We start from the raw sequence: 23,251 nt of genomic DNA, 5'->3' as shown, positions 1-23,251 counted from the left end.
GTCTTCGCGCGGGAGTGCTAGCCGAATTCGAGCAGGGTCATGGCGGGCCGGACCGCGTCGAACAACGAGGGGAGCCGCTGCGCCGTCCACATCATGGCGTTGAGTATCGCGCTGCGGCTGGCGGGCAGTTCGACGTCGCGCACTGCGCGCACACCGGGGATGGTGTCGACCAATCGCGCGGCCTGGCTTGCCGACAGGGTGAACGGCATCGGTGGCACCCGGTAGCGCAAGGAGGTCCGCATCCCGCGTCCGACCAGTCCGGCGAACAGTGCGGGCGGTGAATCGAACATCAGCCGTCCGCCCGGGAACCGTTTGGCGCATTCGGCGATCAGCCCCAATGACTCCTCGGGCTGTAGGTACATCAGCAGGCCTTCGGCCGTGATGAAGACGCCCTCGGACGTGTCGACCTGGTCCATCCAGCTGTAATCCAACGCCGACTGTGCGCACACCGAAACCCGGTCCGATGGCGGCAACAGCTTGCTGCGAACCTCGATCATCGGCGGTAGATCGACTGTCAGCCAATGGAATTGCGGATCGGGCTCAGCCGCGGAAAGTCGGTAGAAGCTGGTCTGAAAGCCTTCGGCCAGCGCCACCACGGTGGCCTTCGGGTGGTCGCGCAGATAGTCGCGGGTGGCGCGGTCGAACGCCAACGCGCGCAGCGCCATGTCGGGGCGGCTCGAATAGCCGAACTTGGCGAAATCGAAGTCGATGCGGTCCACCAGCTCGACCGCCACCGGATCGTCGATGATTCCGTCCGGTCGGCGGGCTTCGCTGGCGCGGACCTGCAGGGTCATCAGTGCCGTCTCGGATACGCCGGTCAGTGCGCTGCCGTCGATCTTCGGAGTTGAACTCACGGTTTCGAACCTACCGAAGCCAGCACTTTCTCGACGGTGCGCAGATTGCGGGTGGTGGTGGACGACTTGTAGCGCTTCTTGCCCATCGTTTTGCTGATCGCACTACTCAAGGTGTCGCCGCGGGCCACCTGCCAGTACAGGACGCCGCGCCCGCGACTGATCAGTTCGTCGCCGACCGGGTCGAGCGCCGCGAGCTCGTCGAGCACGTCCGGGTCGCTGACGAACGTCACGTACGAATGATGGCCGTCGACCTCGCGCTCGAACGGGTAGTCCGCCGAGATGGACTGGAGTTCGTCCATCGGGTACACCAGCACCCAGGCGTCGTACCCGAATGATTCGCGCAGTGCCGCTTCGGCTTTCGTGCGAACTCCAGCTGCCTTCGCGGAACTGGACAGCACCACGTTGCCACTCGCCAGCAGCGTTTTCACGTCATCGAAGCCGGCCTGTCGGAAGGTGGCCGCGACGTCGGCCATCTTCAGATTGACCCCGCCGACGTTTACGCCGCGCAGAAACACCGCGTAGCGCGTCATCCGAACTCCGTCATGACGCCCAATGGTAGGCAGTTGCGCCGTACGCTGGGTGCCATGACCCGTCAGGTCTTCGAAGACAAGCTGCTAGCGCTGATCAGCGACAATTCGCTGGGCGTGCTGGCCACCATCAAACGCGACGGTCGACCGCAGTTGTCGAACGTGTCCTACTACTTCGACCCACGGGCCGTCACCATCGGGGTGTCGATCACCGAGCCCCGGGCCAAGACCCGTAATCTGCGGCGGGACGCCCGGGCGTCGATCTACGTCCGATCCGACGACGGCTGGGCGTATGCGGTCGCCGAGGGGGACGCGGTGCTGAGTCCGCCGGCCGCGGCGCCTGACGACGACACCGTCGAGGGCCTGATTACCTTGTACCGCAATATTTCCGGTGAGCATCCGGACTGGGACGATTATCGGCGGGCGATGGTCGCCGACCGTCGGGTGCTGCTCACCATGCCGATAACCCACCTGTACGGGCTGCCTCCGGGCGTGCGCTGAACGCGCTACGCTGCGTGCATGGCCGAGAACTCCGACGAAGGTTCAGCATCGCCCGACGAGACCAAGCGGAAGTTTCGCGAGGCGCTCGAGCGTAAGAAGGCCGGTACCGCCGGCGCCGCCGCAAACCAGGATCGTGGGGCCAAGCAATCCAAGTCGCACGGTGCCGTCGGTGGGGGTCGCCGGGAGTTCCGCCGCAAGAGCGGCTAGCGCCTTTCGCGAGCAGACATAAAACTGTCCCTTTTCCCACGAAAAGGGACAGTTTTATGTGTGCTCGCGGAGATCGACTAATCCCGGGCCAGCAGCCGGGCCCCGACGAGCGCCGCCAGCATCACCGAAACACATTGCAGGCCGGTGTCTTTCAGGCCCCAGCCGACTGACGCCAGGGTGGCGGCACCGGCGACGACCAGCAGGGTGCCGACGGCCGCGCTGCGCCAACCGGGTTCAGAGACCCGGCCGCCGTCCCACAGCGGCAGGGGGTTGTTCTCCAGCGGCCGCAGCAGCAGGAACAGCCCGGCGACCAGTACCGCCATGAGCGCCACCTGGTAGACGCTGAGCACCAGGAAGTGCGGCTGGCCGGGGTAGCGGGGCAGACCCGCCAGATCGAAGGCCAGGTGCATCCCGAGCAGTGCGGGCATGTGCCACAGGTAGAGCGTCATGGCGCCGGTGTTGCCGATCACCGCGAGGCGCCACACCTGCGGCCGGGCGGCCCAGCGGCTGATGGCCGGGGCGGCGGCAATGGCGAACGCGCACATCATGATTGCGTGACCGGCGAGCAGCAGCGACGGCGGCGTCATGTTCTTGATGTGCTGGGTCTCGATGCCGACCAGGCTCAGCTCGTAGGGGCCGGCCCAGACCATCGCGACGTTGACCGCCAGCATGGCCAGGCCGACGCGCAGGGCGGCTGCGGTGGTCAGCAGTCCGCGGCGGTACGCCACGCCGAACATGCCGGGGATCAGCCACACCACGAAATTCACGTAGCCCAGCGCGGACCAGGAGTGGTCGTTGATGCGGATGGCATCGACCAGCGCGACCAGGGCGTAGGTGCCGGCGACCGCAGCGACGAGCTGGCCGAGGGTGGTGATCCGCATCAGCAGCGGCACCGCGGCCAGCACCATCACGTAGGCGCCCAGGAACCACAGCAGCTGGATGCTAATGCCGGCGATGGGTTCGTAGACGTGGATCGGCAGCAGCGGCTTGAGGATCAGCAGCGCCGCGGCCCAGAACGCCAGGTAGTAGAACACCGGCCGGTACAGCCGGGTGCAGCGCTTGAGCAGCCAGCCGCCCCAGCTCATTCCGCTGCGGTATGACGCGGCCGAGGCCGCGACACCGGCGAAGAAGAACAGCGGCATGATCTGGAAAATCCAGGTCAGCGCCTGGAACACCACCGACGTGGTGAGCAGGTTGCCCCACCGGAAGACGTCGTTGTCGATGATGCTCGTCGCCATGATGGTGTGACCGGCGACGACGCCGATCAGCGAGACGATGCGGATGACGTCGATGGCGCGGTCGCGGTCGACCGGCGTGCGCTGCGCGATCTCGGCAGCGGAAGGAAAGACGCGGGTGGTCATGCCTTCGAACGTAAGGGCCGACCCCCTAGGTATTGCTACTCAAATTACGCTGACCTGCGGCGTTCCTGCCACAGGACAGCGGCCAGGCAGACGGCCGCCAGGGCGGCGATGACGACGGCGAAGCTGACCCCGGCTGCCTGCAGGCCCCAACGTTGGGCGGCGAACCCGAGGCTGACGACCGGCAGCGAGATGGCCACGTAGGCCACCACGAAGTACGTCGAACTGACTTCGGCGCGACGCTCGGTCGGGGTGCCTTCGACGACGGCGGCCAGTCCGCGACTGAAGCTGATGCCCTGCCCGACGCCGGCTACCACGGCCGCGGCCAGCAGCCCCGCCAGTGACGAAAACTGCAGTGCCACAGCCAGGGTCGCCATGCCCGCGACCAGGATCGCGCAGCCCAGCGCCACGGCCCGCGGGGGATGGAGGCGTCGGCCGGCGAGCTGAGCGGCGGCCGAGGCACCGAAGATCGATGCGGCCACGGCGCCGCCGACGGCGTGGTTGTCGATGCCGATGACGCTGCTGACGAAGGACGGCGCCACCGCGGTGAACAGGCCCATCACCGCGAAGCCCGCGAAGGCGGCAGTGGCTGCGAGGACGAACGTCGCCCGGACTTCGGCGGGGACCGACAACCGCTGGAAACCGATCCGGCCGGTGCGGCTCGAGGTCTCCGGGACCAGCCAGACCGCCACGATGGCCAGCACCGCCAACACGATGTGCACGAGAAACGGCAGCTGCAACGGGTGCGGCAGGTACTGCACCAGCAGGCCGGCGACCACGGGTCCGGCGCCGAGCCCGCCGATGTTGGCGATGGTGGCACCGGCCGCGGCCTGCTCCCGGCGGGCCTCGGGCACGGACTCGACGACCGCGGCCGTCGCCGTGCCGGTGAAGATGCCCGCCGACAACCCGGACAACAACCTGCCCACCAGCAGCAACGGCACACTGTCGGCGTAGAGGAAGACGACGGCGCTCGCGATGGCGGCGAGCGCCCCCGCGATCAGCACCGGGCGTCGCCCGACGGCGTCGGACCAGCGGCCGAACAGCAGCAGTGCGGCCAGCACGCCGATGGCGTACGCCGAGAAGATGACCGTCGTCGTCAGGACCGCGAAGTGCAGTTCGTGCGCGTACAGCGCGTAGATCGGCGTTGGCAGCGTGGTGCCCAACATGATGGCGGCGAAGGCATAGGCCAGCAGCGGAAAGCCAAGGCGCGAGGTCACGGTTCGAGTTTGGAGCACGGGTAGGGCAACGCGGGCGGGACGCGCTGGCATTCCTCGGTCACCGGACTGTGCGGGGTGGCGCCGGCGAGGTCACCACGACCACGACGGCGGTGTCGTCGCCGACCTGGCGGAGCTTGTGCTGCGTGGCGGCGTCGAAATAGGCGCTGTCGCCCGTTGCCAGTTCCACGAGACGGCCGTCGTAGTTGAGTTCGACGGTCCCGGAGTGGACGAACACGAACTCCTGACCGGGATGCGTCGGGTGGGCATGGGCGGCGAACTGACGGCCGGGCCGCACCACGAACGGCGACATGGCCTTGCCCAGCATCCCTGACGCGATCGCGTGATTGCGGGCGGTGCCGCGATCGGCGGCGCGTTCGACGGTGAACGTGCTGACTTCCGGATCGTCGGAAAAGAGTTGCGCCACATCCACATCGAGCGTTCGGGAGATTTTGAGCGCCGCGGCGATCGACGGCACGCTCTGGCCCCGCTCGACCTTGGACAGGTAGCTCTTGGTCAGCCCGGTGCCGGCTGCCAGCTCCTCCAGCGTCATCCCGCGTTGCTGGCGCACCGCACGCAACAAGCCACTCACGGAAGTGAGGATATCTCATTGACTGTATGACACGTTGTGTCCTATGGTCGGCAATGTGTCATAGAGGTGCGGCCACGCACCGAAGCTGAGGGGAGTTCCGATGACCGACACGATGCACGACTCCAAGGGCGAACTGATGCAGCGCGCCGAGGACGGACTGAACCGCCACATCGCGGAGTCCAACCTGAACGTCCGCGAGAAGCTGGCGCTTACCTGCCGGGCGCTGTTCGACGCCGGACACGACTCGGGCCTGGCCGGGCAGATCACCGCCCGCGCCGAGCAGCCGGGCACCTACTACACCCAGCGGCTCGGCCTGGGCTTCGACGAGATCACCGCAGGCAACCTGCTGCTCGTCGACGAGAATCTCAACGTCCTCGACGGCGGCGGAATGGCCAACCCCGCCAACCGTTTTCACTCCTGGATCTACCGAGCCCGGCCGGATGTGAACTGCATCGTGCACACGCACCCGTTCCACGTCGCGGCGCTGTCGATGCTCGAAGTTCCGCTGATCGTCTCGCAGATGGACATCGCGCCGCTGTACGACGACTGCGCGTTCCTGGCGGACTGGCCCGGCGTGCCGGTGGGCAACGAGGAAGGCGAGATCATCTCCGGCGCACTGGGGGACAAGAAGGCAATCCTGCTGGCCCACCACGGTCAGGTGGTCGCCGGGGCCAGCGTCGAGGAAGCCTGCTCGCTGGCCATGCTCATCGAACGCGGCGCCAAGCTCCAGCTGGCCGCCATGGCCGCCGGCACCATCGCCCCGCTGCCCGACCGGCTGGCCCGTGAAGCCCACGACTGGACGCTGACGCCCAAGCGCAGCGTCGCCAACTTCGCCTACTACGCACGGCGTGCCCTGGTGCGCCACGCCGACGCCCTCGACAACTGACGTACCCAGAAGGGACACGACCTCATGACCGATATCCACGGCATCATCGCCTACCCCATCACCCCGTTCACCGCTGACGGCGCCAACGTCGACACCGCCACGTTGGCGGCCGTCGTCGAGCAACTGGTCAGCACCGGCGCGCACGCCATCGCCCCGTTGGGCAGCACCGGCGAGTCGGCGTACCTCACCGAGGACGAGTTCGACGCCGTCGTCGACGCCACCGTCGGCACCGTCGACGGCCGGGTTCCCGTCATCGTCGGAGCGTCAGATCTGACCACCGGCAACACCATTCGGCGCGCGCGGTACGCGCAGCAGGCCGGCGCCGACGCCGTGATGGTGCTGCCGATCTCGTACTGGAAGCTGGGCGAGCGGGAGATTTTCCAGCACTACGCCAGCATCTCGGCCGCCGTGGACCTGCCGATCATGGTGTACAACAACCCCGCCACCAGCGGTATCGACATGCAACCCGAACTGCTGGTGCGGATGTTCAACGACATCGACAACGTCCGCATGGTCAAGGAGTCCACCGGCGACCTCACCCGGATGCTGCGGATCAAGGAGCTCTCCGGCGGCACGCTGCCGTTCTACAACGGCAGTAACCCGCTGGTGCTCGACGCCCTGCTGGCCGGCGCGTCCGGATGGTGCACCGCCGCACCGAATCTGCGTCCGCAGCCGTGCCTCGATCTGTACGACGCGGTGCGGCGCGGTGATCGGGCTCGCGCTCAGGAGATCTACGACGATCTCGCGCCGCTGCTGCGCTTCATCGTCGCGGGCGGACTGCCGACGACCGTCAAGGCCGGGCTGGATCTGTTGGGGCGCAATGCCGGGGCTCCGCGTCCGCCGCTGCTGCCGCTCGACGAGGCCGGCCGCGCTGAACTCAAAGACCTGCTCGCCGACGCGTGAGTGCGCCTATTCGACCGGGCAGGCGTACTTTCTGGCGACGTCCATCACCCGCTGCTGGGCGCCGGGGCCGATGACACCCTGAGCGGCCAGTTCCAGATTGATGTAGCCGGGGAGGCCGCCGATGCACGCCTGGTGCGCCACGCGCCACGCGGTATCCGGATTCAGGTTGTAGCCGTTGCGCTCCAGGCCCTGCATGTATTGGTCGAACTGCGGCGTGCCCTGGTCCGGTATGGCGCTGGCCGCGCCGGCCAGGGCAATGGCGGCAGCGATCGCTGCGATAGGAGCTGCGACTGCACGTCTCATGTCCGTCCCCCTACAGGCATGTGAACCGGTTACCGGCCTACACGTTCGCACATCGCACTGAAGCAGAAACTCTGAACCGTCGTAATCGGGCTGCGGCTACCGGGGTCCTAAACTGGCGTGATGTCGAAGCTGCAGCTGGTTCAGGAGCCGTCCGCCGACGCACTGCTCGAGTCCAACCCGTTCGCGTTGTTGGTCGGAATGCTTCTTGATCAACAGATTCCGATGGAAGTGGCGTTCGCGGGGCCGAAGAAACTCGAAGACCGCCTCGGTGGGCTGGAGGCCGGCGTCGTTGCCGACTACAACCCCGATAAATTCGCCGAGCTGTTCGCGCAAACCCCTGCGGTGCACCGGTTTCCGGGATCCATGGCCAAGCGGGTGCAAGCACTGTCGCAGGTGATCGTCGACGAGTACGACGGCAACGCTGCCTCGCTGTGGACCACCGGCGACCCCGACGGCAAAGAGGTGCTGCGCCGGCTCAAGGCGCTGCCCGGGTTCGGTGAGCAGAAGGCCAAGATTTTCCTGGCGCTGCTGGGCAAGCAGTACGGCGTCACGCCCGAGGGCTGGCGCACCGCGGCCGGCGACTACGGCAAGCAGGGCACGCACATGTCCGTCGCCGACGTCGTCGACAAGGGCTCACTGGACCAGGTCCGCGCTTACAAGAAGCAGATGAAGGCAGCGGCCAAAGCGGCCAAGGCCTGAGCGTTGACTCCGCGCTCACGGTGACTTTTGTCGAGTAGCTGACGCCGTAAGCACAGGATCAACGCCAGGTTCTAGAGCGCCGGGCCGTCGAACCGGTCCCGGGTGGTGAACTCCGACACCGGACGGCGGGTCAGCTTCGTCACCTGCTTGACGGGCTTGCCCAGTGGCAGCATGCACGCCACCGCGTAGTTGTCCGGGATGCCGAGCAGTTCGCGCACCGCGGGCTCCTGCGCCACCACCATGGTCGTCAACACGCCGCCGAAGCCCTCGTTGCGGGCGGCGAGCAGGATGCCCCAGACGAACGGGTAGATCGACGCCCCGCTGATCACGCCGATGCGATCCAGGTGCTGATCGAACGCCGCGGCCACGCCCAGGTCCAGACACACCACGAGGACGACCTCGGCGCCCAGCAGGGTGCCGGTGACCATGCCGTCGGGGACGGGAGTGGCCTCGACGACGGCGGGGTCAACGCCGCAGGGCCGCAACGGGTTCCAGGGGCCTTCGCCGGCGGCGATCTGTGCGACGTACTGCCTGGCGCCGGGCTTGGAGAGCTCGCCCAGTTTCTTGCGCGTCTCGACGTCACGCACCGCGATCACCCGCGCGCCCTGCCGGTTGCCGCCACTCGGGGCGAAGCGGGCGTTGTCGAGGATCCGTTCGAGCACTTCGTCGGACAGGGGCTCGCCGCTGAACTTACGGACGGCCCCGGTCGTGCGCATGACGTCGTAAATCTCCATACCGACCATCATGCGTATGCGAAGGTGATGTGTATGGCTAAGACACACTTGAATTGCCCCTGCGGCGAGGCGATCTCCGGTAGCGACGAGGACGATCTGGTCGAGAAGGCGCAGACCCATCTCGCCGAGCAGCACCCCGGTCGCGAGTACGACCGGGAAATGATTCTGTTCATGGCTTACTAGACGCTGACCTGCACAAACAGGGCTGGTCAGGTCGTCGATGGGGTCAGATTCCGTACTTTCCCCGTACATTGGGCCATCACCCCGCCTGACCAGCCCATTTATCCAGAGCGGCCCGTACGTACGGCCCCTTCGTACATCGCTGGGTGTAGTGCTTCTCTCTAGTCGACCGTGCCCGAGCATTCCTGTGGAATCCCTGCCAGCTTGCACCGTTTCGGCTGTACGGTCTGACGGCACCGCGCATCTCTGCGGTGACATGAGCGAAGTGGAAGGGGGCCACACCCGTGGCATCAGAGGAAGCGACTGTGTCCGACCAGATTCAGGAAGCAGGGCAGGCCGCGAAGCTTGCGTTGCTCAAATCGATCGCCGCGGAGGCGAAGTCGACGGGCAACGCGACGACCATCGAGAAGCTGGCCAACGCCTATGCGCTGACGATTGGCGCGGCGAACGGTTATTTGCCTGGCGGCCGGATTGAGGTCGGCAGCAAGTAGCGCAAACCGAATGCGGCGGGACGGCCCAATTGGGACCGTCTCGCCGCATTCTGGCGTCAGGGTTACTCATCGTGGCATTTCAGCGACTCTCGGGTATCGCTCATGATCTTCTGGAAGGTCTCTGCGAAGCTCGAGTGTTCGAGCGCAACCCGAAGCGCTTCCTTCATGCCATGGGATGCGGCCGCCGTCTCTGCGAAGTTCGCAGGCAACAGGTCGAAATCGAAGTCGAAGCTAGGGATGTGAGACCCACCGGCCTTGAGCGCGACAGCGCCAATCCCTTCGATCTGCGCGGAGATTGCCGATTGAACAGACTCCGGCAGGTCTTTCCAGCTAATACCCGCAACCGGGACTCGAGGTACCGTCCGAACGACGTGTTCCACCACGGCGGCCGGCACGGTGTACCCGCCAGGGAATGTGACATCCGGCTTCGCCGGTTCCGGTGGCACGGCGGCGGCCGCTACTGCTGCGCCTGCGCCCGCGGTCTTGTAGACCAGGAGCTGGTTGACGGAGACGCCTTGCTCGGCAGCTTCGATGGCCAAGGCGCGGTGTTGGGCGGGGCTCGTGCGGAAAGACAGGTTGCCGCTGTAGCGCCGTTCGGCGAACGGTGCGGGCGGGGTTTCGCCGGTCTCTGCCATGTCCGCGAGGATGCCGTCGACGAGATCTACTGCGCCAGCGACCGCCTCGGCGGCGGTTTCGGCAAGCCAGGACAGGCTTGGGAACTCAGCGACCAGGCCGACGTACTCATTATCCTCGGTCGACCATTCAGCCCGGTAGGTGTAGTGGTTCGACATCACTTATCTCCCTTCAGTTTTGCGATGGCCGCGAGTACCTGTTTGACCTGATAGGCCTTGGCCTTGCCGTCTCGGCCTTTCTGGATGTTTACGCGAGGGTCGCCAGCCCATGGGGTCCGGTAGACGGCGTGGCTAGTGCCGCCCTGACGAGGTTCGCCGAAGTGGCGGTCGCACACCTTGACGAGGTCGCTGTACGCCACGTTCGCGGCGGACTCCCGCATCTTGGTTTCAATCTTGCCCACGTTGGCCATATGAAATAGTAGCACCGGTGCTATCGCAAATCCAGTACGGTGGCGTATATGGCACTATTTGTTGACCGCATGGCGGCAAAAGGCTATCGCTTCTTGCCGTCTTCTTTCCGGACCGCGTCGGCGATGGCTGTGGTCAGACTGGCCAACTTGTCGCTCACCTCGTCGGTCGATGGTGCGTCGTCGGGCGAATTGGTCAGTGCAGTGACAGCTGTCATGACCTCGTCCGCGGCGTGCTCGACCGTGTCGTAGCCACCGAGGGCAATGAGCCGAATCTTGTCGACCAAGGCGGCGCCGATGGCAAGTGTGTACGCCTGTCGGTTCTCTGCGTTGTCCTCTACGTGGCGGAGAGTGACACCGGTTCGTATGATCAGGAGCACGGCGGCTTGGATGCCTGCGAGCGCCTCGATTCTGTTCGTGACACGGTCACGACGATTCGCCTCGCGGGACTGACTGGTGGCCCCGAGCCAGGCAACACCTGCGGCAATGAGGGCGATAACAGCCGCAACGATCGTCGCAATCGGTTGTGCCCACCAGTGTGGGTCGGTCACAGGTCCCGCGTTCATTGATCCTCCATGTGTATGTCGCGGTGCGCGTGATTGCCATTGCGTGGGCCTGCCGCCCCGCTCTACAAACATTGAGCGGTCGCCATAGTCACGCGCGCGACTAGATCCGCGCCGGATCCCCTGTCATTGCACGCTAATGTCACCGCATGCCGGACCGCTTCTTGACACGCGCAGTGGCCATCGTCGGGTGCATCGCGGGCATGGTTGCACTCGTTTTCGGTGTGCATTGGGCCTCACGCTGCTGGGCCTGAAAGTAGATGCTGGCGTGGTGGTCAACGCGGTAGCTGCGCTCGTTGCGCTTGGGGCGGCAGTTGTCGCGTACCAGGCGGTCGGGCGGCAGATCGCGGCGAATGCCGAGAACGTCACCCGGCAGATCCAAGCTCAGACAGAGACGGTCCGTCTGCAGATCGAATCTGACCGCTACGAGCGACGCCGGGCCGAACGTTACGCAGAGCTGAGCGCGGCGCTGACCGTGGTGGCGAAACTTGATTCCCTGGCATTGGAATGGGAGTACTACAACGAAGACGACCCAAACAGAGCCAGGCAGGTCGACGCAGAAAAGGGCTATGTTCGAGTCGAAGTTGATCCGATTACTCGACGCTTACGGTTGCTCGGACTACAAAACGAGGCCGCCGCCGTCGAAAAGGTCTACAGCAATACGTCTCAGGCCATTGACCCGATGATGGAGCACGAGCGCATTCGCCACTCCGTAGTCAGGCGAGCGAAGGATGCAGCCGAGTCGCTGCTTTACGCGGCGATGAATCGGCCCATATGACAGGTCCATCAGCATGTGATGCTGATTGGCGCCCGCGCAGCTTCGCATTCGACAAGAATCACCATCGTGAATTGGTGGATTGCGACGATTGGAATGGTCGTGATACTCGCGGTCATAGCGGGTATGCGCGTTGACAAAGTGCGGGATCGGGTCATCGAGTGGTACCGCACACTTCGTCGGACACTGCATGAGCTTTCGCTACTGGCGGCGGTGTCCTTTGCAGTTGTCGGGGGCGTTGGGATCGTCCTGCTCGCAACCTGGATTCTTCGCTTCCTGATCCATACGAGCACCAAGGACGCCGACCCGATCGACATCACGAAGTTGTCGTTTACGGTAGCCGCAGGCGTGGGCGCGGCCGTCGCCCTTGTGGTTGCCTATCGCCGGCAGCGGGATGTCGAACAGGGACGGTTCGTCGAGCGGTTCGGCGCTGCGGCGGCTCAACTCGGCGACCACGACGTCGCCGTACGTATCGCCGGCGTGTACGCGATGGCCGGTGTAGCCGATGAATCCGCGGGACAGCGTCGACAGCAATGCATCGACGTTCTCTGCGGCTACCTGCGACTTCCCTACTCTCCTGATTTGGGATCAAATCACCAAACGAAGCTCGTAGTTACCGAGCCTCCCGGAACCAGCCCAGACGGAACTCCGATCGGCCAACGGGAGCGGCATCTCGAATTCCGCCAGAATGACAAAGAGGTCCGCGCAACTATCGTTCGGGTTATCGCCGACCATCTGCGCGATCACGAATACCGCTGGTCTGCATACGATTTCGACTTCCGCACTGCATACCTGGAAGATGTCAGCTTCGAGGGCGCAACATTCGAAGGCACTACGCGATTCGACACGGCGAGCTTCTTCGGCACCGCCGTGTTCGATGGGGCAAGCTTCTCAGGCCCTGCAGGGTTCAATGAAACAACCTTTTTCGATGAGGCTTGGTTCGACAGAACTAGGTTCTCCTGCAATGCCACATTCGGCAAGGCGACGTTCACCAAAATCGCCCGATTCAGCAGGGCCACGTTCTCCGACGAAGCCTCATTCGCCGAGGCCACGTTCTTTGGCGAAGCTTTGTTTGCTCAGGCAACGTTCTCCGGCAACGCCTGGTTCGCCCAAGCAAGTTTCTCGCGCGACGCATGGTTCCGCACGACGAAGTTCTCTGGTACCGCCTGGTTCGGCTCCGCGACGTTCTCCCGCGAAGCCGATTTCGACAACGCAAAGTTCTCAAAGGTGGCCCAGTTCCAGGATTCCGAGTTCAGCGGCCCAGCCAAGTTCGGCGAGGCAATGTTCTCAGGCCAGACAACGTTCATTGCGACGAAGTTCTGTGGCGAAGCCTGGTTCACTGAGACTGACTTCGGCAGCGAAGCGATATCGTTCGACGATCCTCGTCAATGGGGGCCACCCCCGCCCGTTTTCGATTGGGACGACGACAGTTCCGCCAAGCCGCACAACGTGACACCGAAGAGCTGGCCACCAGCACCGGTTCCCTAGCCTGTGATCGGGGATGAATCCGTCGGTCAGCTCCTTGTCGACGTGCGCCCGGTGCAGCGACCATCTCGAGCTCGTCAAAGAGGTGTTGCGGAAGACGATCGATGCCGTCGAGTCGAAGACAAGGCAGCCGTCGCCGCCGCGGTTATCGCGGCACGGCGGTTGGTATGACCTGAACGGTTTCGCCTCTCTCGAGCCGCCCCCGACTTCGGTCGGGGGCGGCTTTCGTGTTGGAGCTACAGCTGATCGCGCCGGTTCTGAATTCGGTCGTACTCGCCTGCAATGAGTTCAAATAGACGTTGCGAGTCTTTCTTGACGTCGTCCCTGTACCAGTCGTAGATGGTGGTTTCGCCATACGCTTTGCGCGATATCGTGTTGAGGATTTCATCGAGGAGATTAAGGAGTTCCGCAAAATCGTCGTAGCTCAGCCACTCGACACCATCCGGTCCAACCTTGTCGTCATGGGCGAGGACCTTGTCTCGAACATCCTTGAGCCGACTGATTTTATCGCCCGCAGCTGCCAATTTCGCCAAGATTTCATCCAGATCATTCTGGGTAAGGCCTTCCGGTATGTGGGCGGGCTCGTCGGAATCCGCTGCATTCTCAACCTCGCTGGACGTGAGATTTTCTCTATGCCGACTGATCCAATTGATGAGCTTTCTGAGCTGCAAAGCATCTTTGTGGCTGTCGAATATCCTTGCCAATGGAAGCTGCATCTCAGTATGCAGAGCATTGCGAGCGACCATCATGAAACCCTTGTACATGCCGAGTGCCTGCGCATTGCGCTGCGCGCGCTCCGCTCCAACGACGTTCGGCGCTGTAAACCTCACCAGTTCCACATACGCGTCATAGGCGCCGAGCGCATTTAGAAGCTGTCCGCGTATGCGTTCAACGCGTCGTTTGAGCTCGTCCAGGTCGTCGGCCACAGCGGTTCATGGTAGTGCTCTGGAGCGGCCGGGCTCCGAAGGTTACGGCGGCCGCAGTCACGGCCGCACAAACTCGATAGAACCGATTGGCCTGCGCAGCCGTCTATACGTGTAGGTCGCTCCGGTTGCAGCTCCGCGGGCTCTCCCGGCCGGGTGACCACCTACGGTGGCTGCTCGTGACGGAACCGCATCGGCAGCAGCCGCCCAGCAAGGACAAGCTCGCGGATCTGACGCTGATCGTCCGGCCGCACTGGTCGAAGGTCCGCACTTTCACGGACGCTCAGCGCGCCGACGCGGAGGCCTACGCGATCGAGCACGGCGGCACCGTCGAGCCGCTGGGCTGAGTCAGCCGAGCGGCTCGCTGTAGACGTCCTCGACCCGCAGCCCTGGCTTCAGATTCGCGACCGGCTTCCTCGCGCCGTTCTCGGCGTAGTCGGGAACCCGGAAGCTCGACGGCTTGCCGCGCTCCTCGACCGTGTACTCCACGGCCCACACCGGTCGGCCAACCACCGCGGCGCCGGTGCTCGGCGCGGCGACACCCATGGTCAGCGTGACCTTCGTCGTGAAGCGCGCGATCCCCATGCTGCCGGACCGTACGCCCGGCCACCGACGGTCAACGCGTCATCAACTGGTCTAACACACCCCGATACCGCGGATCTGGCGACTCGGTGTTGTGAAACACCAGCACGATAGGACCATTCTGGTAGGTCGTGACGATGCTCGTCGATGCCATACGCACGGCGGGCCCGGCATCCGGGAACTGGTAAACCGAGACGTCTTCAGTGGTGATGAGTTGGACGCAGCCAAGGTCTCTGCAGTTGCTCTGGGAGTTGTCGCGCGGCTTCCGCGCCGGCAGTCCGGCGGCGATGATGGAGTCCACTACCTGGCGTGCGGTCACCGCGCTCGCGCTGGCTGTTGGCAGGGGGTCAGGCGGGCACTTCCGGTCTTCCACCATGCTTACCTCACGGGCGCCATCGTCGAGTCCGGTGCGGGCGGCTCCGATGCGGCCGACGGCGAACTTGGCGTTGGCGAGCCGATTGTCCACGGTTGCAGTTCCGCCAAGGCTGCAATTGATCTGAACGAAGTAACCGTCCGGGCGGTCTGAGTATCGGCGCTGAAGGTCCGCGACGATCTCCGTCATTTCGGGCAGGGTGTGCAGCTGATCGACGGAAACGCGCAGGCTGCCCGGCTTCTGGCCGATTTCCAATTGATACGCCGGCACAGGCACCTTCGAGCCGCCCTTCGACGTCGCCGACTGGTCCGTACCGCAGCTCGCCAACAGCACTGCGACAGCAGCGCCCGAGGCGACGACCCCCATGTGATTCCCCCGCATGGTCGGCAGCCTATGGCGACGTGCAGCGTGTCCACAGCAGAAGGTCAGGAAATGGCCGGAGCAGCGGATGCTGCGCAAAACGTCGCCGTGCCCGTATTTTCCCCGTAAAAACGCGGCGCTTGGCCCTGCTTTCGAGTGCGCAGCATTGCGCACGTCTTGGTGAATCACATTGAGGTACAACCCAATAATGCGTGACGGTGCGTCACGATTCGCGCAGCGCAGACTTTGATCCTCTTCATGGCCTACTAGGCCTACTGGGCTAAACAAAAATGCCAGCGTGGCTGCCGTCGGGGGCGGCCACGCTCGTTGTTGCTTGGTTGTCGGGCGATAGTCGGCTTCGGTCCCTAGTTCGAACGGCGCGTCCCGTTCCGCTTGGTACTCGGCCGTCATACTGACCGGTGTGACGCCGAGAAAGGCAGGGGAGCCGACTCCGGAGCGGGGATGGCTCACGCCGAAGCAGCAGCGGGCCTGGGTGGCCTACATGCGGGTGCAGCTGCGGATGAATTACGAGATGAACCGGCAGCTGCAAGCCGACACGGGGCTGTCCCTGGCTGACTACGACGTGCTGGTCGCGCTCAGTGGCGACCACGGTGGCGGCCTGCGGGTCGGCGACTTGGCGGCGCAGATCGGCTGGGAACGTAGCCGGCTCTCACACCAACTGCGGCGCATGGAAGAACGCGGCTTGACTGAGCGTCAGCCGAGCGCCGAGGACGGCCGCACCACCAATGTCGTGCTGACCGTCAACGGTCGGCGGGCGATCGCCGACGCCGCACCCGGACATGTCGATCTGGTGCGCAGGCTGTTCTTCGATCCGCTGCCGGAGAACCTGCTCGGGCCGTTTACCGCGGCGTTGGAGCACATCCACGTCAACCTCGATCATCACAGCTCGCTTCCGCCCTCACCGGGCTAGAATTAGGTGATAAGTCACCTATAGGAGTGCCATGAGTGAAATCATCGCCGGTCTGATGGAAGCCAATCTGCTGGCTGTGTTCAACGAGCGTGACCCGCAGCTCCGCGCCGCTGCGATCGCCGAGACCTACGCGGACGACGTGACGTGGACCGATGACGAAGGCATCGCCGTCGGCCACGACCAGCTGAATGCCAAGGCGGCTGAGCTGCAGGAAAAGTTGCCCGGCCTGCACTTCGTGAAAGCTGGCCCGGTCCGGCAGACCCGTGGCCTGGGTTTCCTGGCGTGGGAGGTTCACACCCCGGACCACGCCACGGTGGCGTCGGGCTTCGACGTCGCCGAGGTCGCCGACGAACGCATCATCCGGTTGTGGACGGTGTTGAATGATGCGGAATAGGTGACACATCACCTAAGTTGATACGGGTGGAACTACAAGCCACACAGAAACGGAGCCCGATCATGGGACAGCTCGACGGCAAGACGGCACTGGTAACCGGAGGAACGTCGGGCATCGGCCTGGCGACCGCAAAGCGCCTCGCGGATGAGGGCGCGTACGTCTTCATCACCGGACGTGATCGCACTCGGCTCGACGAGGCGGCCGCGTCCATCGGCGCGCACGGTGTGCAGAGCGACATCAGCAAGCCCGAAGAACTCGACGTCCTGGCCACCGAAATCGCCAAGCACGGCAAGGGACTCGACGTCGTCTTCGCCAATGCCGGCGGCGGCGACTTCGCCACCCTCGCCGACGTGACGCCGCAGCACTACCGGGACAACTTCGATCGCAATGTGGCCGGCACGGTGTTCACCGTGCAGAAGACGCTGCCGCTGCTCAACGACGGGGCGTCGATCATCCTCGCCGGGTCCACCGCCGCCTCCGAGGGCGTTCCTGCATTCGGCCTCTACGCCGCGTCCAAAGCCGCCATCCGGTCTCTGGGTCGCACGTGGGCGGCGGAGCTGGCCGATCGCAACATCCGGGTCAATACCGTCATCCCGGGCCCGATCGAAACTCCAGGACTCACCGGCTTGGCGCCGGCCGAGCAGAAACAAGATCTACTCGACGGCATGGCTGCTCAGGTGCCGATGAAGAGGCTGGGGCGCCCCGAGGAGATCGCCGCAGCGGTGCTCTTCCTGGCCTCGGACCAGAGCAGCTTCATGACCGGGGCGGAGCTGGCCGTCGACGGTGGCCAGATCCAGCTCTAGAAACACGTCGAGACGACGCCCCGTGGGCGTCGTCTCGACATGTCGGGCGAGGGTTTACGGCACCACCGAGGAACCGATGGTGGGCATGAACTGGCACTGCTTCTCGGTCGTCGTCACCTGACCGAAGATCGTCGACATGATGCTGCCCGAGCCGGTGTCGACGATGGCGGTCAGCGTCGTCGGCCCCTGCGGGTTGATGTCGGCCTGCGGCTTCAGGGTGGCGCTGCCCGACTTGCCGGTCGTCAGGTTGACCCAGGTGACGTTCAGCGGCAGCTTCTGCTCGGCCGCCGGGCCGGGCGTGCCGACCGCGGTGAACACGTAGGCGGTCTGGCCGGGGCCGGGACCCGGGGTCGGAATCTTGGCGGGGCCGGCCACGGTGATGGCCGTCCCGAGGACGTTGCCGCCGTCGGCCTGGCAGCCGTTGCTGATCGACGGGTACATGAAGTCCTGCGTGATCGGCGTGCCCGGTCCGAACGCCCCGGCCGGAGCCGGCGCCGCTGCGGGTGCCGCAGCAGGTGCGGCTTCGGGAGCCGGGACCGTCGCCGCGGCCTGGGTGACCGGGGCGGACGCCGGAGCGGCTTCGGGAGCAGGAGCCGGTGCCGGCGCTGGGGCCGGAGCCGCGGCAGGTGCCGGTGCCGGTGCAGCTTCAGGGGCCGGAGCCGGAGCAGCTTCAGCCACCGGGCCGACAGCGTGCACCGGGTCGACGCCGGCAGGCAGGTGGGCCTCGACGCCCGGCACCGCGCCGGGGGCCGGCACGTGCGGGGCTTCCGGTGCGGCCGCGAACTGGTTCACGGCGTTGGCCAGATTCTTCGAATCCGACGGTGCGGCCTGGCTGCCGGCGAACGCCCGGGCTGCTGCCATGAGCAGCTCCGCGGCGCCCGCCGGATCAGCGGCGGCCTGCTGGATCACCGGGGCGAGAGTCTGCATGGCCGGCAGGCCAGGAGCCTGGAGGCCATCGATGGGCAGCGGCAACGGCAGTGGCGACGTCGGATCAGCGTGAGCGACGGTGGCCGCGCTGATCGTGAGTGCGACGGATGCGCCAAGCGCGATGAACAGCTTCCTCGATTGCATGTCTCTCCCCGGTTTCGTATCGGTTATCTGGTTACGGTGCGGATCACGGCAAGCCGGAGGTGATGACCGGCGCGAGGCTGGTCAGGCTCATGATCCCCGGCACGACGCCCGGGATGGCCTGCGCCGCGGGTGCGGCAGCCGCCACGGCGGCGGGTGCGGTGGCCAGCGGAGACGCGACGGCCGGAGCGGCAGCCAGCGGTGCGGCCAACGGAGCGGCAGCCAACGGTGCGGCGAGCGGAGCTGTCGCGGCGGCCAGCGGAGCTGCGGCAGCGGGAGCAGCAGCGGCGAGCGGAGCTGCCAGCGGTGCCGCTGCGGCCGCGAGCGGCGCGGTGGCGGCGGCCAGCGGTGACGTGGCGGTCGTCGCAGCGGCAACCGGAGCGGCGGCAGCCGTTTGCGGCAGCAGGTTCGCCAGCGGCAGACCGGCCGGCAGCAGCGAGGTCAGGTCACCCGGGAAGGCGATCTGCTTCGGCAGCGGCACCGGCGAGCCCGGAATCTGCGGCAGGTTGATGTTGGCCGACGGGATGATGCCCTGGGCCGGGGCGGCAGCTGCGGGTGCAGCGGCTGCCGGAGCGGTGGCGGCGGGGACCAGGTTCTGCGGCAGGGTCACCGACGCGGTGGCGGCGGGAGCAGCCGGAGCGGCAGCCGGCGCGCCGGACGTCAGGGCCTGCGTGACCCCCGACAGCGCCTGGACGGGAGCCTGGGCGAGTTCATTCACCAGCGGCGTGCCGGGCACGACGGGTGCTGGGGCCGCGGGGGCCGGGTCGGCGGCGGCGACAGCGCTCAGCGCGATCGCCACCGGGACTGCGCCGGCGGCGGCAATCATGCTGGTGGCCAACAGTTTTCCAGTGGTGCGGTTGCGCATGTGAGGGGTCCTCCCGGTACAGGTATGGCGCGTCAGTACCGAAGGTAGGCCGTTACTGGTGTTACTCAAGTGACACGTGTGGCATTTATAGATCCGTTACTGACCCGAAGGCGAAGGGTGACCGACCGTTACAGTCGTGCGATAAACACCGCCACGCGATCAGTCCTGCGCTGGGCGCCACTGATGCTGGCGCTCAGCGTCGCTGCGCGCTTCGCGTGGACCTACCTCGTGCCCAACGGGGCCAACTTCGTCGACCTCCACGTCTACGTCGGTGGCGCGGCGACGCTCGGCAGCGGCCATCCGCTGTACGACTACGTCTACGCCGACCAGACGCCGGACTTCCCGCTGCCGTTCACCTATCCGCCGTTCGCCGCCGTGCTGTTCTATCCGCTGCACTTCGTGCCGTTCGATTTGCTGGCGTTCTGCTGGCAAGTGGGGATCATCGGTGCGCTGTACGGCGTGGTGTGGATCAGCTTGCGGCTCATCGGGTTAGGCGATCCCGCGCACCGGCTGGCCATGGCATGGACGGCCGTCGGCATCTGGACCGAGCCGCTGCGCAGCACCTTCGACTACGGGCAGATCAACGTCATCCTTGTGCTGGGCGCGCTCTATGCGGTCTACAGCACCCGCTGGTGGTGGTCCGGTCTGCTGGTCGGCGTGGCGGCCGGAGTGAAGCTGACGCCCGCGGTGACGGGCCTGTACTTCGTGGGCGTCCGGCGTTGGGGTGTGGCGGTGTTCGCGGCCGTGACGTTCGCCGGCACGGTGCTGGTGTCGTGGCTGGTGCTGCGCGATCAGGCGCTCTACTACTTCACCGATCTGCTGGGCGACGCCAATCGCATCGGTCCCGTCGCGACGTCGTTCAACCAGTCCTGGCGCGGCGCGATCTCGCGAATCGTCGGGCACGACGCCGGTTTCGAGCCTGCCGTGGTGATCGCGGTGGCGCTGACGGCCGTCGTCGCCGTGTTCGCCTGGCGCGCCGTCTACGGCCCCGATCGGCCCGATCGACTGGGTGCGCTGCTGGTGGTGCAGTTGTTCGGGCTGCTCTTCTCGCCGATCTCGTGGACCCACCACTGGGTGTGGCTGATCCCGTTGATGATGTGGCTGTGGCACGGACCGTTCGCGGCGCTGGCCAGCGCGCGGGCGTTGCGCTGGACCTGGCTGGTGCTGCTGCTGGTCGGGGTGCCGTGGCTGCTGAGCTTCGCGCAGCCGACGATCTGGGTGATCGGCCGCCCGTGGTACCTGGCGTGGGCGGGGCTGATCTACCCGGTGATGACGCTCGTGACGCTGGCGTGGATGGCCCGGCGCGCGACGATCAAGCGGTGAGGCACGAGCCGCGTTGAGGAGTGCGGCAAATCCGGCCTAGACGACGAGTCCGTTGATGTCCTCGGCCATCGCCACGTCCTTGTCGGTGATGCCGCCCTCTGAATGCGTGACCAGAACGAAAGTGACTGTCCGCCAACGAATATCGATGTCCGGGTGATGGTCCTTGGCTTCGGCGTGGATCGCCACCCGGCGCACGGCATCGATGCCGTCGAGGAACGTCGGGAATTTCACGGACCTGCGTAGTGCGCCGTCGGCTCGTTCCCAGCCCCCGGGCAGTGCGGCGTCTACTTGTTCATCGGTGAGGACGGCCATGGGGCCCATTGTTGCGGCGATCGTGGGGGATTACGAGGAATTCCTGCCGAATTCTCGCGTAAACCCCCACGCTCGACGGTCTGGCCTGTGGATAAGCCCGGAATGCGGCACTGAATTGTCGGATGTCCGGCCGAGGGTGGGCACCATGGACCCACTTATCCTCGGTTCGCAGGCGTTACGCGCCGGCGTTCTAACCGAGCACCACCTGCGTAGTCGCTATCGCATGGTTTATCGCAACGTGTACCTGGCCAAGGGCGTTGCCATGACGGCAGAGCTCAAGGCGCGTGCCGGTTGGTTGTTCGCCGGTCCGGATGCGGTGTTGGCCGGGGTGTCGGCGGCGGCAATGCACGGCACGAAGTGGCTCGGCGCCGATTCGCCCGCGGTGGTGGTCCGCCCAGATCGTCACTGCCCGAAGGGGCTGACGTCGTATTCGTATGCCCTTGCGCCACAAGATATCTGCATGCGACGGGGCATCCCGGTAACCACGGCAGCCCGCACCGCGTTTGACCTCATGCGACTGCTGCCGCCCGGACGGGCCGTGCCGATCGTCGATGCGCTCATGAACGCAACCGACCTGAAAGTCATCGACGTCGAGCCGGTGATTGAGGCTAATCCGGGTGTCCGTGGAGTACGGCAGGCACTGTCTTTGCTGGCGCTGGTCGATGGTGGAGCGGAGTCGCCGCAGGAATCCAGGCTGCGGCTGGCGTTGGTAGCCGGCGGGCTTCCCGCACCGGAGACGCAGATCCGGTTCTACGATGAGTACGGCGAGGCCTTCATCCGGGTCGACATGGGCTGGCGCCAGTGGAAAGTGGCGGTCGAGTACGACGGCGTACAGCACTGGAACGACAGCCGCCAGCGGGCTTGGGACATCGAGCGCATCGCGATCTTGGAAGCGATGGGATGGGTGGTCATCAGGGTCAGCGCCACGATGTTGGGTGAACCCGAAAAGCTGGTCGCGAGGGTGCGCGCGAAGCTACGTGCCAGAGGCTGCCCGGTCTGAGCCCCGGCGAGCGTGGGGGATTACGAGGAATTCTTGCCGGATTTCCGCGTAAACCCCCACGCTCGACGAGCAAGTAGCCTGACCGACGTGATCGTCGTCGCAGGTGCGCTCATCGCCGACGCCAAACTGTTGGTCGCTCAGCGCAATCGGCCGCCGGAACTGGCCGGCCTCTGGGAGCTGCCCGGTGGGAAGGTGGCGCCGGGGGAGAGCGACGAGCAGGCGCTGGCCCGCGAACTCCAGGAAGAACTCGGCGTCGAGGTGACTGTCGGGAAGAAGCTGGGCGAGGACGTGCCGTTGTCCGGCACCGTCACGTTGCGGGCGTACCTGGTGTCGACCAACGACGCGCCCCACGCCCACGATCATCACGCCGTGCGCTGGGTGGGCACCGATGAACTCGACGAGCTGCCCTGGGTGCCGGCGGACCGGGCGTGGCTCGCAGAACTGAAGGTCGCGCTGGCTCAGTAGTGCAGCTTGTCGCCGACGACGCGCGTCGACGCCATCGCGCTGCCGTGCTACGCGGTGTAGAGCGGATGTAGCAGCGCCGGGTACTTGCAATGCGGGCAGTCGGTCTTCGGCTTGTTCACCGTGGAGAACGTCAAATGGTGACACGCAGCACACCTCACCACGAAGAATCCGCCTGCCCAATTGGCCAAGCCGGCGAATATCGCGGCCGTTGCGCCGAGTGCCAGAACGAATCCGACGACACCGGTCAGCACTTCGTAGATTGTCATGACGACGACCTCCTCGCGCTCGTTCCCTGGAACTGACGAGACGCTTCCACGGTACGCGCGATGCGAATAAAGAGGCAGGTCAATCGCTATATATCAAGCCTTGCGGGCGCGCTTGTAAACCTTCTCGAGATCCTTGCCGTGGATCCCGTGGTGCGCCGCTTTCTGGACCTTGTGCAGCACCAGCGGACACCGCTTGCACCGGGGCTTGCTGCGGCAGCACTTCTTCTTCGGTTTAGCCCCGGCTAGCTTGCTGGCCTTCATCGACTAGCAGTTTT

34 protein-coding genes are annotated in these 23,251 nt (G+C 65.5%); 16 read left to right on the top strand and 18 right to left on the bottom strand.

Features of this window, described 5'->3' with window-relative positions; translation table 11 throughout:
• Positions 1-17 precede the first annotated feature (17 nt).
• Both A7G45_RS30810 and A7G45_RS30805 read right to left on the bottom strand, forming a co-directional pair.
• Positions 18-794 carry a class I SAM-dependent methyltransferase gene (locus tag A7G45_RS30810; protein WP_260943353.1) on the bottom strand — a complete coding sequence of 259 codons (777 nt, stop codon included), beginning with the start codon at positions 792-794 and terminating at the stop codon, positions 18-20.
• 56 nt (positions 795-850) lie between these two features.
• Complete coding sequence (locus tag A7G45_RS30805) at positions 851-1,384, bottom strand: DUF1697 domain-containing protein (RefSeq protein WP_260943106.1); 534 nt, start codon at positions 1,382-1,384, stop codon at positions 851-853.
• Between the two features lie 54 nt (positions 1,385-1,438).
• Here A7G45_RS30805 and A7G45_RS30800 point away from each other — a divergent pair, with 54 nt between their 5' ends.
• Positions 1,439-1,882, top strand: a complete 444-nt coding sequence (locus A7G45_RS30800; protein WP_043395606.1) for a PPOX class F420-dependent oxidoreductase — start codon at positions 1,439-1,441, stop codon at positions 1,880-1,882.
• 18 nt (positions 1,883-1,900) lie between these two features.
• A complete protein-coding gene (locus A7G45_RS30795) occupies positions 1,901-2,089 on the top strand; it encodes a DUF5302 domain-containing protein (RefSeq protein WP_043984755.1) in 189 nt (62 codons plus the stop codon).
• A gap of 77 nt (positions 2,090-2,166) precedes the next feature.
• On the opposite strand, the gene A7G45_RS30790 is transcribed toward A7G45_RS30795, so the two are convergent.
• From A7G45_RS30790 to A7G45_RS30780, 3 genes are read right to left on the bottom strand one after another with little or no spacing between them, the layout of a single operon-like run.
• Entirely contained in the window at positions 2,167-3,450 is a 1,284-nt protein-coding gene (locus A7G45_RS30790; RefSeq protein WP_260943102.1) for an acyltransferase family protein, read from the bottom strand.
• 44 nt (positions 3,451-3,494) lie between these two features.
• A complete protein-coding gene (locus A7G45_RS30785) occupies positions 3,495-4,715 on the bottom strand; it encodes an MFS transporter (RefSeq protein ID WP_276555857.1) in 1,221 nt (406 codons plus the stop codon).
• Positions 4,716-4,722: 7 nt separating this feature from the next.
• Entirely contained in the window at positions 4,723-5,253 is a 531-nt protein-coding gene (locus tag A7G45_RS30780) for a helix-turn-helix domain-containing protein (RefSeq protein ID WP_260943097.1), read from the bottom strand.
• Between the two features lie 100 nt (positions 5,254-5,353).
• Here A7G45_RS30780 and A7G45_RS30775 point away from each other — a divergent pair, with 100 nt between their 5' ends.
• Together A7G45_RS30775 and A7G45_RS30770 are read left to right on the top strand one after the other, a co-directional pair.
• The gene (locus A7G45_RS30775) at positions 5,354-6,139 is read left to right on the top strand and encodes an aldolase (RefSeq protein ID WP_260943095.1); all 786 of its coding nucleotides are present in this window, start codon (positions 5,354-5,356) and stop codon (positions 6,137-6,139) included.
• 24 nt (positions 6,140-6,163) lie between these two features.
• Positions 6,164-7,042, top strand: a complete 879-nt coding sequence (locus A7G45_RS30770) for a dihydrodipicolinate synthase family protein (protein WP_260943093.1) — start codon at positions 6,164-6,166, stop codon at positions 7,040-7,042.
• A gap of 6 nt (positions 7,043-7,048) precedes the next feature.
• On the opposite strand, the gene A7G45_RS30765 is transcribed toward A7G45_RS30770, so the two are convergent.
• Positions 7,049-7,345 carry a DUF732 domain-containing protein gene (locus A7G45_RS30765; protein ID WP_260943091.1) on the bottom strand — a complete coding sequence of 99 codons (297 nt, stop codon included), beginning with the start codon at positions 7,343-7,345 and terminating at the stop codon, positions 7,049-7,051.
• A 120-nt stretch (positions 7,346-7,465) separates the two neighbouring features.
• Here A7G45_RS30765 and A7G45_RS30760 point away from each other — a divergent pair, with 120 nt between their 5' ends.
• A complete protein-coding gene (locus A7G45_RS30760; protein ID WP_043395583.1) occupies positions 7,466-8,044 on the top strand; it encodes an HhH-GPD-type base excision DNA repair protein in 579 nt (192 codons plus the stop codon).
• 71 nt (positions 8,045-8,115) lie between these two features.
• Here A7G45_RS30760 and A7G45_RS30755 read toward each other — a convergent pair whose 3' ends face one another.
• Positions 8,116-8,778, bottom strand: a complete 663-nt coding sequence (locus tag A7G45_RS30755) for a nitroreductase family protein (protein ID WP_260943088.1) — start codon at positions 8,776-8,778, stop codon at positions 8,116-8,118.
• Positions 8,779-8,811: 33 nt separating this feature from the next.
• Here A7G45_RS30755 and A7G45_RS30750 point away from each other — a divergent pair, with 33 nt between their 5' ends.
• Together A7G45_RS30750 and A7G45_RS30745 are read left to right on the top strand one after the other, a co-directional pair.
• On the top strand, positions 8,812-8,961 hold the full coding sequence (locus A7G45_RS30750; protein WP_071289247.1) for a DUF1059 domain-containing protein: 150 nt from the start codon (positions 8,812-8,814) through the stop codon (positions 8,959-8,961).
• Between the two features lie 302 nt (positions 8,962-9,263).
• Complete coding sequence (locus A7G45_RS30745; RefSeq protein WP_260943086.1) at positions 9,264-9,449, top strand: hypothetical protein; 186 nt, start codon at positions 9,264-9,266, stop codon at positions 9,447-9,449.
• A 62-nt stretch (positions 9,450-9,511) separates the two neighbouring features.
• Here A7G45_RS30745 and A7G45_RS32820 read toward each other — a convergent pair whose 3' ends face one another.
• From A7G45_RS32820 to A7G45_RS30730, 3 genes are all read right to left on the bottom strand, one after another.
• Entirely contained in the window at positions 9,512-10,240 is a 729-nt protein-coding gene (locus tag A7G45_RS32820) for a type II toxin-antitoxin system HicB family antitoxin (protein ID WP_377041961.1), read from the bottom strand.
• Positions 10,240-10,491 (bottom strand): toxin HicA, encoded by a 252-nt coding sequence (locus A7G45_RS30735; RefSeq protein WP_260943083.1) that lies wholly within the window; start codon positions 10,489-10,491, stop codon positions 10,240-10,242. The genes A7G45_RS32820 and A7G45_RS30735 overlap by 1 nt, the downstream gene beginning before the upstream one ends.
• A gap of 83 nt (positions 10,492-10,574) precedes the next feature.
• A complete protein-coding gene (locus A7G45_RS30730) occupies positions 10,575-10,868 on the bottom strand; it encodes a hypothetical protein (RefSeq protein WP_260943081.1) in 294 nt (97 codons plus the stop codon).
• A gap of 412 nt (positions 10,869-11,280) precedes the next feature.
• Between A7G45_RS30730 and A7G45_RS30725 the strand changes: the two genes are divergently transcribed.
• Positions 11,281-11,829 carry a hypothetical protein gene (locus tag A7G45_RS30725; protein WP_260943079.1) on the top strand — a complete coding sequence of 183 codons (549 nt, stop codon included), beginning with the start codon at positions 11,281-11,283 and terminating at the stop codon, positions 11,827-11,829.
• Between the two features lie 66 nt (positions 11,830-11,895).
• On the top strand, positions 11,896-13,314 hold the full coding sequence (locus A7G45_RS30720) for a pentapeptide repeat-containing protein (protein ID WP_260943077.1): 1,419 nt from the start codon (positions 11,896-11,898) through the stop codon (positions 13,312-13,314).
• A 233-nt stretch (positions 13,315-13,547) separates the two neighbouring features.
• Here A7G45_RS30720 and A7G45_RS30715 read toward each other — a convergent pair whose 3' ends face one another.
• Complete coding sequence (locus A7G45_RS30715; protein WP_260943075.1) at positions 13,548-14,237, bottom strand: AbiU2 domain-containing protein; 690 nt, start codon at positions 14,235-14,237, stop codon at positions 13,548-13,550.
• 176 nt (positions 14,238-14,413) lie between these two features.
• Between A7G45_RS30715 and A7G45_RS30710 the strand changes: the two genes are divergently transcribed.
• The gene (locus A7G45_RS30710; RefSeq protein ID WP_260943071.1) at positions 14,414-14,581 is read left to right on the top strand and encodes a hypothetical protein; all 168 of its coding nucleotides are present in this window, start codon (positions 14,414-14,416) and stop codon (positions 14,579-14,581) included.
• Position 14,582: 1 nt separating this feature from the next.
• Here A7G45_RS30710 and A7G45_RS30705 read toward each other — a convergent pair whose 3' ends face one another.
• On the bottom strand, positions 14,583-14,819 hold the full coding sequence (locus A7G45_RS30705) for a hypothetical protein (protein WP_260943070.1): 237 nt from the start codon (positions 14,817-14,819) through the stop codon (positions 14,583-14,585).
• A 31-nt stretch (positions 14,820-14,850) separates the two neighbouring features.
• Positions 14,851-15,555, bottom strand: a complete 705-nt coding sequence (locus A7G45_RS30700; protein WP_260943068.1) for a hypothetical protein — start codon at positions 15,553-15,555, stop codon at positions 14,851-14,853.
• A gap of 496 nt (positions 15,556-16,051) precedes the next feature.
• Here A7G45_RS30700 and A7G45_RS30695 point away from each other — a divergent pair, with 496 nt between their 5' ends.
• The 3 genes from A7G45_RS30695 to A7G45_RS30685 all read left to right on the top strand — a co-directional run bounded on the left by A7G45_RS30695 (position 16,052) and on the right by A7G45_RS30685 (position 17,677).
• Positions 16,052-16,480: a MarR family winged helix-turn-helix transcriptional regulator gene (locus tag A7G45_RS30695; protein ID WP_377041971.1), complete on the top strand. Its 429-nt coding sequence runs from the start codon at positions 16,052-16,054 to the stop codon at positions 16,478-16,480.
• A 31-nt stretch (positions 16,481-16,511) separates the two neighbouring features.
• Positions 16,512-16,874, top strand: a complete 363-nt coding sequence (locus tag A7G45_RS30690; protein ID WP_043395581.1) for a nuclear transport factor 2 family protein — start codon at positions 16,512-16,514, stop codon at positions 16,872-16,874.
• Between the two features lie 62 nt (positions 16,875-16,936).
• Positions 16,937-17,677, top strand: coding sequence for an SDR family NAD(P)-dependent oxidoreductase (locus A7G45_RS30685; protein WP_071289248.1), 741 nt, complete (start codon positions 16,937-16,939; stop codon positions 17,675-17,677).
• Positions 17,678-17,731: 54 nt separating this feature from the next.
• Here A7G45_RS30685 and A7G45_RS30680 read toward each other — a convergent pair whose 3' ends face one another.
• Complete coding sequence (locus tag A7G45_RS30680; RefSeq protein WP_260943065.1) at positions 17,732-18,748, bottom strand: Rv1157c family protein; 1,017 nt, start codon at positions 18,746-18,748, stop codon at positions 17,732-17,734.
• Positions 18,749-18,791: 43 nt separating this feature from the next.
• The gene (locus A7G45_RS30675; RefSeq protein ID WP_308204188.1) at positions 18,792-19,610 is read right to left on the bottom strand and encodes a hypothetical protein; all 819 of its coding nucleotides are present in this window, start codon (positions 19,608-19,610) and stop codon (positions 18,792-18,794) included.
• Positions 19,611-19,727: 117 nt separating this feature from the next.
• On the opposite strand from A7G45_RS30675, the gene A7G45_RS30670 reads away from it, so the two are divergent.
• On the top strand, positions 19,728-20,933 hold the full coding sequence (locus A7G45_RS30670) for a mannosyltransferase (protein WP_377041963.1): 1,206 nt from the start codon (positions 19,728-19,730) through the stop codon (positions 20,931-20,933).
• Positions 20,934-20,969: 36 nt separating this feature from the next.
• Here the strand turns inward: A7G45_RS30670 and A7G45_RS30665 are convergent, their stop codons facing one another.
• The gene (locus A7G45_RS30665; protein ID WP_043395575.1) at positions 20,970-21,245 is read right to left on the bottom strand and encodes a 4a-hydroxytetrahydrobiopterin dehydratase; all 276 of its coding nucleotides are present in this window, start codon (positions 21,243-21,245) and stop codon (positions 20,970-20,972) included.
• Between A7G45_RS30665 and A7G45_RS30660 the strand changes: the two genes are divergently transcribed.
• A complete protein-coding gene (locus A7G45_RS30660; RefSeq protein WP_308204187.1) occupies positions 21,244-22,245 on the top strand; it encodes an endonuclease domain-containing protein in 1,002 nt (333 codons plus the stop codon). The genes A7G45_RS30665 and A7G45_RS30660 overlap by 2 nt on opposite strands.
• A 78-nt stretch (positions 22,246-22,323) precedes the next feature.
• Entirely contained in the window at positions 22,324-22,710 is a 387-nt protein-coding gene (locus A7G45_RS30655) for a (deoxy)nucleoside triphosphate pyrophosphohydrolase (RefSeq protein ID WP_071288573.1), read from the top strand.
• Positions 22,711-22,757: 47 nt separating this feature from the next.
• Here the strand turns inward: A7G45_RS30655 and A7G45_RS30650 are convergent, their stop codons facing one another.
• Complete coding sequence (locus tag A7G45_RS30650) at positions 22,758-22,976, bottom strand: hypothetical protein (protein ID WP_260943063.1); 219 nt, start codon at positions 22,974-22,976, stop codon at positions 22,758-22,760.
• A 93-nt stretch (positions 22,977-23,069) separates the two neighbouring features.
• The gene (locus A7G45_RS30645) at positions 23,070-23,237 is read right to left on the bottom strand and encodes a hypothetical protein (RefSeq protein WP_110767632.1); all 168 of its coding nucleotides are present in this window, start codon (positions 23,235-23,237) and stop codon (positions 23,070-23,072) included.
• Positions 23,238-23,251: the final 14 nt, after the last annotated feature.

Origin of the sequence: Mycolicibacterium llatzerense (assembly GCF_025331195.1) — a bacterium.
Taxonomy (GTDB): Bacteria; Actinomycetota; Actinomycetes; order Mycobacteriales; family Mycobacteriaceae; genus Mycobacterium; species Mycobacterium llatzerense.
This window is presented reverse-complemented; position numbering and strand designations above follow the sequence as displayed.

Coding starts and splice junctions, on each gene's coding strand:
- A7G45_RS30695 (WP_377041971.1), top strand. CDS start 16,052: ATGCGGGTGCAGCTGCGGATGAATTACGAGATGAACCGGCAGCTGCAA.
- A7G45_RS30690 (WP_043395581.1), top strand. CDS start 16,512: ATGAGTGAAATCATCGCCGGTCTGATGGAAGCCAATCTGCTGGCTGTG.
- A7G45_RS30765 (WP_260943091.1), bottom strand. CDS start 7,345: ATGAGACGTGCAGTCGCAGCTCCTATCGCAGCGATCGCTGCCGCCATT.
- A7G45_RS30650 (WP_260943063.1), bottom strand. CDS start 22,976: ATGACAATCTACGAAGTGCTGACCGGTGTCGTCGGATTCGTTCTGGCA.
- A7G45_RS30700 (WP_260943068.1), bottom strand. CDS start 15,555: ATGGGGGTCGTCGCCTCGGGCGCTGCTGTCGCAGTGCTGTTGGCGAGC.
- A7G45_RS30675 (WP_308204188.1), bottom strand. CDS start 19,610: ATGCGCAACCGCACCACTGGAAAACTGTTGGCCACCAGCATGATTGCC.
- A7G45_RS30760 (WP_043395583.1), top strand. CDS start 7,466: ATGTCGAAGCTGCAGCTGGTTCAGGAGCCGTCCGCCGACGCACTGCTC.
- A7G45_RS30805 (WP_260943106.1), bottom strand. CDS start 1,384: ATGACGCGCTACGCGGTGTTTCTGCGCGGCGTAAACGTCGGCGGGGTC.
- A7G45_RS30785 (WP_276555857.1), bottom strand. CDS start 4,715: ATGCCAGCGCGTCCCGCCCGCGTTGCCCTACCCGTGCTCCAAACTCGA.
- A7G45_RS30795 (WP_043984755.1), top strand. CDS start 1,901: ATGGCCGAGAACTCCGACGAAGGTTCAGCATCGCCCGACGAGACCAAG.
- A7G45_RS30755 (WP_260943088.1), bottom strand. CDS start 8,778: ATGGAGATTTACGACGTCATGCGCACGACCGGGGCCGTCCGTAAGTTC.
- A7G45_RS30790 (WP_260943102.1), bottom strand. CDS start 3,450: ATGACCACCCGCGTCTTTCCTTCCGCTGCCGAGATCGCGCAGCGCACG.
- A7G45_RS30705 (WP_260943070.1), bottom strand. CDS start 14,819: ATGGGGATCGCGCGCTTCACGACGAAGGTCACGCTGACCATGGGTGTC.
- A7G45_RS30770 (WP_260943093.1), top strand. CDS start 6,164: ATGACCGATATCCACGGCATCATCGCCTACCCCATCACCCCGTTCACC.
- A7G45_RS30685 (WP_071289248.1), top strand. CDS start 16,937: ATGGGACAGCTCGACGGCAAGACGGCACTGGTAACCGGAGGAACGTCG.
- A7G45_RS30800 (WP_043395606.1), top strand. CDS start 1,439: ATGACCCGTCAGGTCTTCGAAGACAAGCTGCTAGCGCTGATCAGCGAC.
- A7G45_RS30775 (WP_260943095.1), top strand. CDS start 5,354: ATGACCGACACGATGCACGACTCCAAGGGCGAACTGATGCAGCGCGCC.
- A7G45_RS30660 (WP_308204187.1), top strand. CDS start 21,244: ATGGGGCCCATTGTTGCGGCGATCGTGGGGGATTACGAGGAATTCCTG.
- A7G45_RS30750 (WP_071289247.1), top strand. CDS start 8,812: ATGGCTAAGACACACTTGAATTGCCCCTGCGGCGAGGCGATCTCCGGT.
- A7G45_RS30645 (WP_110767632.1), bottom strand. CDS start 23,237: ATGAAGGCCAGCAAGCTAGCCGGGGCTAAACCGAAGAAGAAGTGCTGC.
- A7G45_RS30680 (WP_260943065.1), bottom strand. CDS start 18,748: ATGCAATCGAGGAAGCTGTTCATCGCGCTTGGCGCATCCGTCGCACTC.
- A7G45_RS30735 (WP_260943083.1), bottom strand. CDS start 10,491: ATGGCCAACGTGGGCAAGATTGAAACCAAGATGCGGGAGTCCGCCGCG.
- A7G45_RS30665 (WP_043395575.1), bottom strand. CDS start 21,245: ATGGCCGTCCTCACCGATGAACAAGTAGACGCCGCACTGCCCGGGGGC.
- A7G45_RS30810 (WP_260943353.1), bottom strand. CDS start 794: ATGACCCTGCAGGTCCGCGCCAGCGAAGCCCGCCGACCGGACGGAATC.
- A7G45_RS32820 (WP_377041961.1), bottom strand. CDS start 10,240: ATGTCGAACCACTACACCTACCGGGCTGAATGGTCGACCGAGGATAAT.